General features: G+C 68.5%; 13 protein-coding genes. 3 read left to right on the top strand and 10 right to left on the bottom strand.

Annotated features, from left to right (window positions below; translation table 11 throughout):
• The first annotated feature begins 1016 nt into the window (after positions 1-1016).
• Positions 1017-1787 carry an ECF subfamily RNA polymerase sigma factor, BldN family gene (locus tag ACIBK0_RS23785; protein WP_399083314.1) on the top strand — a complete coding sequence of 257 codons (771 nt, stop codon included), beginning with the start codon at positions 1017-1019 and terminating at the stop codon, positions 1785-1787.
• 277 nt (positions 1788-2064) lie between these two features.
• On the top strand, positions 2065-3291 hold the full coding sequence (locus ACIBK0_RS23780; protein WP_399083311.1) for a DUF5667 domain-containing protein: 1227 nt from the start codon (positions 2065-2067) through the stop codon (positions 3289-3291).
• A gap of 156 nt (positions 3292-3447) precedes the next feature.
• Here ACIBK0_RS23780 and ACIBK0_RS23775 read toward each other — a convergent pair whose 3' ends face one another.
• The 6 genes from ACIBK0_RS23775 to ACIBK0_RS23750 all read right to left on the bottom strand — a co-directional run bounded on the left by ACIBK0_RS23775 (position 3448) and on the right by ACIBK0_RS23750 (position 7678).
• Positions 3448-4503: a lysophospholipid acyltransferase family protein gene (locus tag ACIBK0_RS23775; RefSeq protein ID WP_399083308.1), complete on the bottom strand. Its 1056-nt coding sequence runs from the start codon at positions 4501-4503 to the stop codon at positions 3448-3450.
• 14 nt (positions 4504-4517) lie between these two features.
• The gene (locus ACIBK0_RS23770) at positions 4518-5579 is read right to left on the bottom strand and encodes an NAD-dependent epimerase/dehydratase family protein (RefSeq protein WP_399083305.1); all 1062 of its coding nucleotides are present in this window, start codon (positions 5577-5579) and stop codon (positions 4518-4520) included.
• Between the two features lie 330 nt (positions 5580-5909).
• Positions 5910-6008, bottom strand: coding sequence for a 30S ribosomal protein bS22 (locus ACIBK0_RS23765; protein WP_399083302.1), 99 nt, complete (start codon positions 6006-6008; stop codon positions 5910-5912).
• A 142-nt stretch (positions 6009-6150) separates the two neighbouring features.
• On the bottom strand, positions 6151-6363 hold the full coding sequence (locus tag ACIBK0_RS23760) for a helix-turn-helix domain-containing protein (RefSeq protein WP_004984898.1): 213 nt from the start codon (positions 6361-6363) through the stop codon (positions 6151-6153).
• Positions 6364-6492: 129 nt separating this feature from the next.
• Complete coding sequence (locus tag ACIBK0_RS23755; RefSeq protein WP_399083298.1) at positions 6493-7308, bottom strand: phosphatase; 816 nt, start codon at positions 7306-7308, stop codon at positions 6493-6495.
• Between the two features lie 169 nt (positions 7309-7477).
• Positions 7478-7678, bottom strand: coding sequence for a hypothetical protein (locus tag ACIBK0_RS23750; RefSeq protein ID WP_399083295.1), 201 nt, complete (start codon positions 7676-7678; stop codon positions 7478-7480).
• Between the two features lie 15 nt (positions 7679-7693).
• Between ACIBK0_RS23750 and ACIBK0_RS23745 the strand changes: the two genes are divergently transcribed.
• Complete coding sequence (locus ACIBK0_RS23745) at positions 7694-8131, top strand: hypothetical protein (RefSeq protein WP_399083292.1); 438 nt, start codon at positions 7694-7696, stop codon at positions 8129-8131.
• Between the two features lie 70 nt (positions 8132-8201).
• Here ACIBK0_RS23745 and ACIBK0_RS23740 read toward each other — a convergent pair whose 3' ends face one another.
• From ACIBK0_RS23740 to ACIBK0_RS23725, 4 genes are all read right to left on the bottom strand, one after another.
• On the bottom strand, positions 8202-9374 hold the full coding sequence (locus ACIBK0_RS23740) for an acetoin utilization protein AcuC (RefSeq protein ID WP_399083289.1): 1173 nt from the start codon (positions 9372-9374) through the stop codon (positions 8202-8204).
• Positions 9325-10533: an MFS transporter gene (locus ACIBK0_RS23735; protein WP_399083286.1), complete on the bottom strand. Its 1209-nt coding sequence runs from the start codon at positions 10531-10533 to the stop codon at positions 9325-9327. The genes ACIBK0_RS23740 and ACIBK0_RS23735 overlap by 50 nt, the downstream gene beginning before the upstream one ends.
• Positions 10534-10614: 81 nt before the next feature.
• Positions 10615-11337, bottom strand: coding sequence for a VC0807 family protein (locus ACIBK0_RS23730; protein ID WP_399083283.1), 723 nt, complete (start codon positions 11335-11337; stop codon positions 10615-10617).
• A 134-nt stretch (positions 11338-11471) separates the two neighbouring features.
• Complete coding sequence (locus ACIBK0_RS23725; protein ID WP_399083280.1) at positions 11472-12116, bottom strand: HAD family hydrolase; 645 nt, start codon at positions 12114-12116, stop codon at positions 11472-11474.
• Positions 12117-12223 lie beyond the last annotated feature (107 nt).

Raw genomic sequence — 12223 nt, 5'->3', positions numbered from 1 at the left:
TCCGCGCCGCTCCACGCGTTCCGCCGGTGGGTGGTTCCGCCTGCGGCCGACGGGGGGGTCGGGGCCGTGCCGGTACATCCGCCCCGTCGCCGGTGGCAGATCGCTTGGGCTTCAGGGCTCTGCCTGTTGGCAACCACGTAAGCGACGGGGCATGTGATGTACCGGCACGGCCCCTTCCGTGCGTCGGCGGCCGCGGGTGTGTGGGGGTGCGCATCCGCAGCTGCGGGTGGGTGCGTGGGGAGTGCGGCCTCTTGCGGCCGGGGGCGTGCGTCGGGGACTGCGGGTGAGTGGGGGCGGGCGTCACGACTGCGGCTTCGTGGGACGTGATCGGCAACTGCGGGTGCGTGGGGGCGTGCGTGCACAACTGCGCGTCCGTGGGACGTGCGTGGGCTGCTGCGGGTTCGTGGGCGGTGTGCGTCCGCAACTGCGGGGCGTGGAAACGTGCGTGGGCGACTACGGGTCCGGGGGCTCAAGTCCGCCGTGGGGCGTGCGTTCGCAACTGCGGTCTGGGGACGTGTGTGCGACTGCTCGCGTGTCCCACCCGCCCCGGGTGCCCCCTGCACCCCGGCCGGCAAGTTTTCAGCCCGTTCGGCGTTTGCGGACGAGGCCGCCAAGGCCGATACGGGGGTCCGGGGGCGGAGCCCCCAGGTACGGGAAGGCCAGGGGCGGAGGGGGCGAATACCGCTTGGAGCTCGGCCGTAGCGGCGAGGCGGAGACAATCACGGGGTCCTACCCGCCCAACACCCCCGCCAGTCCCGTTATCCGCAGACGGCCACAACACGCCCCGCACTCAAACGGAACGCGGACCGATCCGATCAACAACTGGTCACTGTCTGGTACTTGAAGAGGCATCAATCAGTAACAGAAGCGCCGTAATCGATGATTTGAGCAACTGGGTGTAGCGCTGCCTGTACGAAGCGTTATTCTCCTCAGACGCAAACCGGTACCCCTCCGTCGCTACGACGGGTGAAAGGTCCCGCACTGCACGTGATGGAAGCTCTGCCTCTGGGAGTCCCGTGTACTCACACGTCGGGGTTGACGCCTCGGGCCTGGCTACGCTGCGCGCAACGGTCCTGGACCGTCTGCGCGGCTTCGTCCCCACCGCGTACGCCATCCCCGCCTTCGCCGTCCCCGCGCCCGTCGGCCCCTGCTACGCCCTGGCCGACGGCAACGCGGCGGTCGGCAGACGGGGCCGCTCGGGCTCAGCCACCACCGCACGCCGCCCGGCCGCAGACAGTGACAGCGCCCGGATGATGGACCTCGTGGAGCGCGCCCAGGCCGGCGAGGCCGACGCCTTCGGACGTCTCTACGACCAGTACAGCGACACGGTCTATCGGTACATCTATTACCGGGTGGGGGGTAAGGCGACCGCGGAGGACCTGACCAGTGAGACCTTTCTGCGGGCGCTGCGCCGCATCGGCACCTTCACCTGGCAAGGTCGTGACTTCGGCGCCTGGCTGGTCACCATCGCCCGCAATCTCGTCGCGGATCATTTCAAGTCCAGCCGCTTCCGGCTGGAGGTGACGACCGGGGAGATGCTCGACGCCAACGAGGTCGAGCGTTCCCCCGAGGACTCCGTCCTGGAGTCCCTGTCGAACGCGGCGCTGCTGGACGCCGTTCGGCGGCTCAACCCCCAGCAGCAGGAGTGCGTGACGCTCCGGTTCCTCCAGGGGCTCTCCGTCGCCGAGACCGCCCGCGTGATGGGCAAGAACGAGGGCGCCATCAAGACCCTCCAGTACCGGGCCGTGCGCACCCTCGCCCGGCTCCTTCCGGACGACGCCCGCTGAGCACCCGCTGAGAAACGTCCACACCGCGCAGGATCCCCGTACGACTCCATACGCTCAGCGACGCTCAACTCACCCTCCGTAAAAGTCCGTTGACTTCGCGGTCCGATCATCCATCGTCCGTAACCCAAGTGCCGCGACGCTCGTTGTGCGGGATACAGGCTCCCTGTGGTCACACCCTGGCCAGCACCGATCACTCGATCGTGTGGATCTGGTCAGGGAGTGCAACCCTCAGGACCCCCTGGGGAGTCGACCGTCATGACGAGAGGAGGTGCCGCCAGTGATCGCGAACGTATCGGCACACCGGCGGGCGAACGCCTTCGCCCAGGCCCTGGAGGAGCAGTCCGACCAGGGCACGGCGGCCGAGCAGCCCGATGGATCGGCACCGTCCCAGGCTGCGTCGGAACAGACCGAGCAGGGCCTGCTGTTGGCCCTCGCCACCGGTCTCGGCGAGCTGCCCAAACCGGAGCTGGACCCCGAGGTCAAGGTCGTGCAGCGAGCGCAGCTCGTCGCCGCGATGGAGGCCATGCTGCTGGAGGGCACCGCTGCCGGAGGCGATGGTTTGGATCCTGCGGTGCCCGAGCAACGGTCCCACCGGGCCAGGGGCGCGCATCGGGCGAGCGGGCTGGGGAAACTGCGACCGCGGTCCCGGCTGTCCAAGGGCCTCGCCGCGGGCGGGCTCACCGTGGGTGTGGCCGCAGGAGCTTTCAGCGGCGTGGCCGCTGCCAGCTCCGACGCCCTGCCCGGTGACTCGCTCTACGGGCTCAAGCGAGGCATGGAGGACATCAAACTCGGCCTGGCCCACGGCGACAGCGACCGGGGCGAGGTCTACCTCGACCAGGCCTCGACCCGGCTGAGCGAGGCGCGCCGACTGATGGAGCGCGGCCGCTCGGGGCAGCTCGACCACGAGTCCCTGGGCGAGATCCGCCGCGCCCTGTCGGGCATGCAGCACGACGCCTCGGAAGGCCACCGTCTGCTGCACGAGGCGTATGAGCGGGACGGTTCACTGGGCCCCATCCAGGCCCTGTCCGCCTTCTCCCAGTCGCATCGCCAAGCCTGGGGCGCGCTGCGCGACCGGCTGCCCGTGCAGCTCGGCGATGTCAGTGACCAGGTGTCGTCGGTCTTCGACGCCATAGACGAAGAGGTCGGCCCGCTGCGCTCGCTGCTCCCGCAGTCCCCCTCCACGGAGGGCACCGGCCGCCATCGGGGCAGGAGCGAGGAGTCCGCCGGCACGTCCGGTACGGACGGTTCGGCGCCCAGCGCCACCAGCAGCTCCTCCACCGGCGGCCACAGCAGCGGCAAGCCCAAGCCCTCCAGCTCGGGCAGCAGCAGCGACGGCCTGCTCGGCGGCAGCACGGGTGGTCTCCTGGACCCGCCCGGGGACGACACCAGCTCGTCCCCGTCCAGCAGCAAGAGCACGCCGGCCGGTGAACCCGACGTCACGCTGCCGCCCCTGCTGCCCGGCCTCCTGCCGGGACTGGGCATCGACAGCGAGGACACCAAGTAGCAACATCCGGTACGACGGTGGGGCGCCCTTCTCGAGAAGGGCGCCCCACCGTCGTACCGCCATGTTCAGACGAGTCGTACGCGGACGGGGCGACGGGCACGATCAGAAGAGCGGACGGGTCGCACGGGCACGATCAGAAGAAACGTATGTCCATGATCAGAAGAAGACCGACCTGCGCTGCACCAGCAACTTGTACAGCGTGTGCTGGATCTGCTCCCTGACCTGATCCGTCAGGTTGAACATCAGCATCGGGTCCTCGGCGGCCTCCGGCGGATAGCCGTCCGTGGGGATCGGCTCGCCGAACTGGATCGTCCACTTCGTGGGGAGCGGGACGGCACCGAGCGGGCCGAGCCACGGGAAGGTCGGAGTGATCGGGAAGTACGGGAAGCCGAGGAGGCGCGCGAGGGTCTTCGCGTTGCCGATCATCGGGTAGATCTCCTCCGCGCCGACGATCGAGCACGGGATGATCGGGGTGCCCTGGCGCAGCGCGGTGGAGACGAAGCCGCCGCGGCCGAACCGCTGGAGCTTGTAGCGCTCACTGAACGGCTTGCCGATGCCCTTGAAGCCCTCCGGCATCACGCCGACCAGTTCGCCGCGCTCCAGGAGCCGTTCGGCGTCCTCCGCGCAGGCAAGCGTGTGACCGGCCTTGCGGGCCAGCTCGTTGACGACCGGCAGCATGAAGACGAGGTCGGCGGCGAGGAGGCGCAGGTGGCGGTCCGCGGGGTGGTTGTCGTGGACGGCGACCTGCATCATCAGGCCGTCGAGCGGCAGCGTCCCGGAGTGGTTGGCGACGATCAGCGCCCCGCCCTCGGACGGGATGTTCTCGATGCCCTTCACCTCGACACGGAAGTACTTCTCGTACAGCGGCCGGATCAGGGACATCAGGACCTGGTCGGTGAGCTCGGCGTCGTAGCCGAAGTCGTCGATCTCGTAATCGCCCGTCAGGCGTCGACGCAGGAAGGCCAGGCCGCCGGCGATACGCCGCTCCAGACCGCCGCCCGGGCTCTCCTGCGGCTTCTGGGGCGGCTGTTCCTCACGCGTCACGGGAACATCATCCTGCTGGATGGGCCGCCCGGGCAGGGGCTGTACCTCACGTACCACCACGGGATCGCCCTTGCGCCGGCTCCCCGCGCTCCGCCGCCGCGGCGGGCGCTGCACAGCACCCCCGCGCGACCGGTCGTCGTCGAACGGAATGACCTTGGCGTCCGCCATCGTTGATGCGCTCCTCATTTGGCGCTCTGCGTCGGGGGGTGGCCGCCGCCCAGGTAGGGCAGCGCGGCGATCCGGTCGACGGCCCCCGCAAGGGCCTCCGGGGGCAGGAGTCCGGGCCCCCGGCTGCGGGCGAAGTCCGCGAAGGTCTCCGCCGTCGTGTACTTCGGCTTGTATCCCAGCGTCTCGCGCATCTGGTTCGTCGACACAACCCTGCCGTGTGTGAGCAGCCGCAACTGCTCCGGCGAGAAGTCCGTGACGCCCAGGGTACGCACCGCCGTGCCCGCCCAGCTGAGCGCGGGCAGCAGCAGCGGCACGGTGGGACGGCCCAGGCGGCGCGCGCACTGGGAGAGCAGCAGGACGCCGTCTCCGGCGATGTTGAACGTCCCGCTGTTGAGCGTCCCGCGCTCCGGTTCGTGCGAGGCGATCCGCAGCACCTCGATGACGTCGTCCTCGTGCACGAACTGCAGCCGCGGGTCGTAGCCGAACACGGTCGGCAGCACCGGCAGCGAGAAGTACGAGGCGAGCGGCGAGTCCGCGCTCGGCCCCAGGATGTTCGCGAACCGCAGCACGCACACGGCGACATCGGGCCGGCGCCGCGCGAAGCCGCGTACGTACCCCTCGACCTCCACCGTGTCCTTCGCGAAGCCGCCGCTGGGCAGCGACTTGGGAGGAGTTGTCTCGGTGAAGACGGCGGGGTCGCGGGGCGCGGAGCCGTAGACGTTCGTACTGGACTTCACGACGAGCCGCTTGACCGTCGGAGACTTCTGGCAGGCGCCAAGGAGCTGCATGGTGCCGATGACGTTGGTCTCCTTGACCGTGGTCCGGCTGCCACTGCCCAGCGCCGTGCCCGTCACATCCATGTGGACGACCGTGTCGACGGAGTGCTCGGCGAGCACCCGCGCGATGGTGGGCTGCCGGATATCGGCCTGGACGAAGTCGGCACCGCCCAGATGGTGCTCGGGTGGCACCGCGTCCACGGCGATCACCCGGTCCACCTGCGGGTCACGCTGGATCCGTCGTACGAACCGGCCCCCCAGCTGTCGGGCCACTCCGGTCACGAGCACGACCTTCCCCAAGATCAGCGCCTTCCTTCCAGAACTGGACGTAGCTCCGCTCGTACTGCCGCGTTCCCCGTGTGCCGCCAACTTAGCGGGTTGATGTTGCGCTGTGATGACCGCCCGATGCACGAAGTGACGACACCCACAGACGTACGACCAGACCAAGCCATTCGGCCTACAGGCGTACGCCCGGTGTTCGCATGGCCGGAAACGAGCCGACCGCGGACTCGGCCATGATCTCGGACGTCGCCCCGGACAGCTGCCCACCGGCTGGTGGGTCGCCCCGAATACGACTGTGGCCCCCCACCGACCGGTGGGGGGCCACAGTACGCGCTTCTGCGGCGCCGCTTACTTCTTGTTGCGACGCTGAACGCGAGTGCGCTTGAGCAGCTTGCGGTGCTTCTTCTTCGCCATCCGCTTGCGCCGCTTCTTGATAACAGAGGCCACGACTACCCTCGCTCACTTCTCTTTACTCGGTGCTGGGCTGCATGGGCCCACACGACCTATGAGGGGCCAGCCTACCGGTCCGAGCGCCGAGGTCGTAATCGAGGGGTTCCGGGAGATCTTGAACCGCTCTCCCGGAACACCGTCAGGCTGTCTCCACCCCCACATAGCTCTCGCGGAGGTACTCGTGAACCGCTTGCTCCGGCACCCGGAAGGACCTCCCCACCCGGATCGCCGGCAGATGACCGCTGTGCACCAAGCGGTACACGGTCATCTTCGACACTCGCATCACCGAGGCGACTTCCGCCACGGTCAGGAACTGAACCTCGTTCAGAGGCCTCTCGCCAGCTGCAGCCATGACACACCTGAACCTTCCGCACTCGACGGCCACCGGCTTCCCCTTCCGGTGACACTTCGTCGTTGCGTGCTCACTCCCCAGAGTAGGGGCGGGTGATGCGAGTGGGGAAGAGGAGCTGCCATCGGCCGCCTACTGTGACAGACACGCTCGATTGAGTACATAGCGAGTAAGCGGTCGGTAGTAATCAGACCGCACAGCGTCATCAAGCGGAACGACGACGGACACCTGCCCCTCCGCCTCTCCCACGAAGAGCGCGGGATCGTCCGTATCCGCCAGCCCTATCGCCTCGAACCCCAGCTGACCTGCTCCGCAGACCCATCCGTGGTCCCCGATGACGAGCTCCGGGAGTGGCCCGCCGGACTCCGCGGCGGCGGCCAGAGCGGTCCGAACCGGGAGGGGTGAGTGGGTATGCGCGCCGGTCGCACGACCGGTGGCCCGCACGCCGGGTTCGCGCACCAGCGCGACACCTTGTACGTAGTCAAGGTTGTACGTGCGTAGGCCGAACCGGGTCGTTATGTCGACACAGCTACCCTGCGCGGGAGTGAGGACGGTACACCCCGCCGCCGACAGCGCGTCCGCCAGCGCGGCGTAGAAACCGATCAGTCGATGCGGATGACCGGTGCCGAGGAGCACGGGGTCACGGTTGCGGGCGGCTTCGCCGATCCGCTCCGCGAAGGCGTCGAGAGCCGCCAGGGTCCGCTCAGGGTCGATCACATCATGCCCTGATGTGTGCAACGGATCGGCCGAAACTCCGCACTTGTCGGCCATCAACTCGATCAAGTCCCGCTGCCGCCAGGTCCATTCCGGATCGAGCCCGAGCAGCACGCGGGGATCACGGGCGGCGAAGAGCCGATAGCTGCGCAGGCTCTCCTCGCGCGAGGTGGCCACGGGCCCGGCCAATCGGGCGGCCAGAAGGTGTGCACGCAGTGCTCCGGTGCTCAACACGTCAGCGATGCTGGCGCATCGACCACCGCCGTATGCCCAAAACACGGAAAATGCCGCACAGTTGGCCTAATGGGTATCCCGGATGCCATGAGATGCCACCGCATCTGCGTGACGCCGGTGACAGAACAGTGACAAATGACCCCACAACCAACGCCGGGGCCCCCTGGTCTCACAACACGTGTGCGGCAAGCGCCAGTTGACCGTCGGCGCAGTCGGCACAGCGATCAACACTCACCACGCTCAGCACAGTCATCGCTGTCAGCACAGTCATCGCTGTCAGCACAGTGACCGCAGACATCGCTGTCAGCACAGTCACTACAGACATCGCTGTCAGCACAGACAGCGCTCTCATCGCTGTCATCACCGTCATCTCAGGGGGAACACCATGAAGCTGTCCCGTCGTACGACAACCGCCGCCACGCTCGCCGTCCTCGCCCTCGGCGGCACCCTCGCCGCGACCACTTCGGCGTCCGCCGCCACCACGGCGGCCTACAACGGCGCCTGCGGCGCCGGCTACCGGGTCACCGCATCCACGCCGATCAAGTCCTCGCCGACCACCACGATCGGCACCACGTACGTCACGTACAACGTCGGGAACCAGGGGTTCTGCGCCGTGACGATCCGCAACAACCCCGGCGCCCGGGTGTTCATGGAGGTCACGCTCGACACCGACCCCACCAGCGGCAACCCGGCCCGGGACTATGGCTCGTTCACCACGTACGCGGGTCCCGTGTACAAGGACCACCCGAAGGCGGGCGAGTGCATGACGTGGAGCGGCACGATCGACATCTACTACAACTCGGAGACGAGCCTGTGCTACTGACCTCGTCGACGGAGGCTCCACGGCAGGAAGCCCTGCCCACAGCGCTCATCGGCCGTGGTCCTCGCAGGGTCTAGGGCAGAAGTCCCCGCAGCGGGAAAGCGGCCCGGCGCGTCGCCACGATCGCCTGATCGAGGCGGTCCGCCGGGTCGTACCCCGACTCCCAGTCCTTCCAGGACACGGGCCACCGCCCGTCCGTCATCCGCACCGGCGCCAACTGCCGCGTACGGGCGAAGACTTCCTGCCGCCAGCTCTCCGGAATCACCGTCTCGGGATCGATGGGCCGCCCCGCCGCGATGGCGACGAGATGCGTCCAGGACCGCGGTACGACGTCCACCACGGCGTACCCGCCACCACCGAGCGCGACCCACCGCCCGTCCGCGTACTCGTGCGCCAGTTCGTGACAGTCCACCTGCACGGCCCGCTGCGCGTCGAGCGAGACCGCGAGATGCGCCAGCGGGTCCTCGAAGTGGGTGTCGGCGCCGTGCTGGGTGACGAGGACCTGCGGCCGGAAATCGGCGATCAGCTCGGGCACCACCGAGTGGAAGGCGCGCAGCCACCCCGCGTCCCCGGTGCCGGCCGGCAGGGCGACATTGACGGCGGAGCCCTCCGCTCTGTCGGCGCCGGTCTCCTCCGGCCACCCGGTCTGCGGGAACAGCGTCCGCGGATGCTCGTGCAGCGAAATCGTCAGAACCCGGGGGTCCTCCCAGAAGGCTGCCTGAACCCCGTCCCCGTGGTGCACATCCACATCCACGTACGCGACCCGCTCCGCGCCCAGCTCGAGCAGTCGCGCGATCGCCAGCGAGGCGTCGTTGTAGATGCAGAAGCCGGACGCGCCACCGGGCATCGCATGGTGCAGCCCGCCGGCGAAGTTCACCGCGTGCAGCGCGTCCCCGCGCCACACCGCTTCGGCGGCCCCCACGGACTGCCCGGCGATGAGCGCGGACACCTCGTGCATCCCCGCGAAGGCGGGATCGTCCATGGTCCCGAGCCCGTACGACGAGTCGGCGGAATCCGGATCGGCGGATGCGGCCCTGACCGCCTCCACGTAGTCCTCACGGTGCACGAGCCGCAGCGTCGACTCGCCGGCGGGCTGCGCCGCGACCACGTCGACCTCACGGTCGAGCCCGAAGGCGTCGACCAGTCGCCGGGTCAGCGCGAGCCGGACCGGATCCATCGGGTGCTCCGGACCGAAGTCATAGCCCGTTACTGCCTCGTCCCACATCAGCTGTGCGCGGCCGCTCATGTCCGTCACCGTATCGGTTTGGTTCAGGAGCGAACGACCGGGCATACCCCAAGGTCACCAGGACGAGCACCATCGGTACCAGCATCGCGCCGCGGTAGCTCCAGGCGTCCCCCAGCGCGCCCACCAGCGGCGAACCGATCAAGAACCCCACATAGTTGAAGATGTTGAGCCGCGCGATCGCCGTGTCGGACGCCCCCGGGAAGAGCCGCCCCGCCGCCGCGAAGGTCTGCGGCACGATCACGCACAGCCCCAGGCCCAGCAGTGTGAACCCGAGCATCCCCACCCACGCCCCCGGCGCCACCGCCACCACCGCGAATCCGAGCGCCGCGACCACCGCCCCCAGCCGTACGACGGCCACGGCCCCGAACCGCCGCACCCCGAGGTCCCCGACGGCGCGCCCCACCAGGGTCATCACCATGTACACGTTGTACGGAACGGTCGCCAGTTGCTCCGAGCTGCCCAGCACGTCCTGCAGATATTTCGCGCTCCAGTTGGAGACCGTGGAGTCCCCGATGTACGCGAACGTCATCACCAGACAGAGCGGCAGGAGCAGCTTGAAGACGACGGGCCCGGCCTCGGCCTCCTCCTTCGCCTCGGGGGCGACCCCGTCGACGTACCACCGACTCCCGACGAACGTGGCAGGCAGCAGCAGGAGCACCACCGGCAGGTAGGACACGAACAACGACAGATGCCAGTGCGCGCCCGCCCACGCGAGCGAGGCGCCCACGATCCCCCCAAGGCTGTACGCGGCGTGGAAGCCGAGCATGATGCTGCGCCCGTACGTCCGCTGCAGACTCACCCCGAGCATGTTCATGGAGGCATCGAGCGCGCCCACCGCGAGCCCGAAGGCCCCGAGGGCGACGGCCAGCTCGGCCAACTGGTCCCCGGACCCGACCCCGAGCAGCGCCAGGAGCACGACGGGCTGGGACCAGCGCAGCAGGCGGCTGGGCCGTATTCGCTTGACCAGTTGCTCCGTCGTCACGCTTCCGACGCCGGCCAGGATCGGCACGGCCGCCAGGAAGGCGGGCAGCAACGCGTCGGAGACCCCGTATCGCTCCTGGATGGCCGGAATGCGCGTCACGAGCAGCGCGAAGGTGGCGCCCTGAGCGAAGAAGCTGAACGCCAGAGAGGCCCTACCGCGCCGCAGCACATCTGTCATGGCGGCGAGCGTAGGGCCCCGGCTTACCGGTGGGTAGATCAAGCCGAAGATGAATTCTGCTCAGCTCTACGGTGGACGGCCCTACCGAGCCTGGTCGGCGAGCTCGTCCTCCAGCATCTTCTCCATCGGACCGGCGGCGAGGCCACCGCTGACCACCATGGCCAGGGCGATCGTGGCGACCATGACGACCGTGCCCAGCCAGACCATCGTGTCGATCGGCAGCGTGTACGCGCCCACGATCCGCGCCAGGCACTCGCCGAACAGAGCCACGCCCCAGACGAGGGAGAAGGTCCGCTCGAACTTCCGGAACCGCTCGGAGCCGCTGAGCAGCCGCTCCCAGGCGGCGGTCTTCGCGGCGTCGCCCTTGGTGATGAACGGCTTGAGCCCCGCCGTCATCATCGGCTTGCCCAGCATCACGGAGACCAGGATGCCGATACCGACCACACTGCTGACCCCGCTGTCCTTGGCCAGCATCAGCCGCGGGTCACCGGCGACCAGGCTGAGCAGCAGACCCACGACGTTGACGAAGAGGATCAGCGCGGCCAGCCCGTTGAACGTCCGCTCCCTCACCACGCCCCACACGGTCCGCATCGCGGGCACCACGCTGCTCCATCCCAGCGCCGCCATGGTGCTCATCCCGAACCCGCTCTTGAGGAGGTAGTACGACCCCATGGGCACCGCCACGTCCAGGATCAGCGGGAGGAAGGTCTGCCGAGCGGCGCTCCCGCCGTCCTTGGCGGCGGGAGCGGCGATGGTCGTCTCGGCAGGCGCTTCGATGCTGCTCTCGGTGGCCGTGATGCTCATGATCGGGTCCCTCCGTCGTCACTGTGTACGTCCCGTTTCGATGTACTCAGCTTCGCGGTCGGACCCCGTCCGCCAACAGAAACGATCGTCCGGAGCTCGCCATGACAAATGTCAGTGCCGGGCGATGGACACCGTCATACGAGCAGGTCAGCCAACTCCCCCATGTCCGAGAAGACTTGAGTGGCCCCGACCAGCCTGGCCGCGGGCGTCATGGCCGCAAACCCGTACACGTCCATCCCCGCTGCGTTCGCCGCTCGGACGCCGAGCGGGCTGTCCTCCACGACGACACAGTTCTGAGTCGGTACGCCCATCCGCTCGGCCGCATACAGAAACAGATCCGGCGCCGGCTTGCCGCGCCCCACGTCCTGCGAACTGAAGACACACCCCTCGTCGAACCACCGGTCGAGCCCGGTCTTCCGGTGCCCCACCCGAATCCGCTCATGACTCCCGGAGGAGGCCACGCAGTACGGCACCCCGTCCGCGGCCAGCTTCTCAAGGACCTGAACAGCACCGGGAACGGGCTCCAACTCCCGCTCAAAAGCGGCGAAGACGCGCCCGTGGAAGACGTCGTCGAAGTCGTCCGGCAGCTGCCGGCCACTGCTCTCCTGGACAACCTCGTGGATGCGGTGCATGGCTGACCCCATGTAGTCCCTGAGGGACTCCTCGTACGAGGTCGGGTGCCCGAGCTCGGTGAGATAGGCGGCCAGGATCGTGTTGGAGATCGGCTCGCTGTCCACGAGGACGCCGTCGTTGTCGAAGATCACCAGGTCGTAGCGCATAACTAGACCCTAAACGCAGAAAACCCCCTTGCCGCATGGCAAGGGGGTTTTCTCTACAATTAGTTCGGCGGCGTCCTACTCTCCCACAGGGTCCCCCCTGCAGTACC

This window comes from Streptomyces sp. NPDC050564 (genome assembly GCF_044457265.1).
Taxonomy (GTDB): Bacteria; Actinomycetota; Actinomycetes; order Streptomycetales; family Streptomycetaceae; genus Streptomyces.
The sequence above is the reverse complement of the archived record's forward strand: the minus strand, read 5'-3'. Positions and strand labels throughout refer to the sequence as shown.

Excerpts from the sequence above, each read along its gene's own strand:
- ACIBK0_RS23775 (WP_399083308.1), bottom strand. The coding sequence starts at position 4,503 with ATGGCGGACGCCAAGGTCATTCCGTTCGACGACGACCGGTCGCGCGGG.
- ACIBK0_RS23735 (WP_399083286.1), bottom strand. The coding sequence starts at position 10,533 with ATGACAGATGTGCTGCGGCGCGGTAGGGCCTCTCTGGCGTTCAGCTTC.
- ACIBK0_RS23725 (WP_399083280.1), bottom strand. The coding sequence starts at position 12,116 with ATGCGCTACGACCTGGTGATCTTCGACAACGACGGCGTCCTCGTGGAC.
- ACIBK0_RS23730 (WP_399083283.1), bottom strand. The coding sequence starts at position 11,337 with ATGAGCATCACGGCCACCGAGAGCAGCATCGAAGCGCCTGCCGAGACG.
- ACIBK0_RS23760 (WP_004984898.1), bottom strand. The coding sequence starts at position 6,363 with ATGGCTGCAGCTGGCGAGAGGCCTCTGAACGAGGTTCAGTTCCTGACC.
- ACIBK0_RS23745 (WP_399083292.1), top strand. The coding sequence starts at position 7,694 with ATGAAGCTGTCCCGTCGTACGACAACCGCCGCCACGCTCGCCGTCCTC.
- ACIBK0_RS23740 (WP_399083289.1), bottom strand. The coding sequence starts at position 9,374 with ATGAGCGGCCGCGCACAGCTGATGTGGGACGAGGCAGTAACGGGCTAT.
- ACIBK0_RS23750 (WP_399083295.1), bottom strand. The coding sequence starts at position 7,678 with ATGACGGTGATGACAGCGATGAGAGCGCTGTCTGTGCTGACAGCGATG.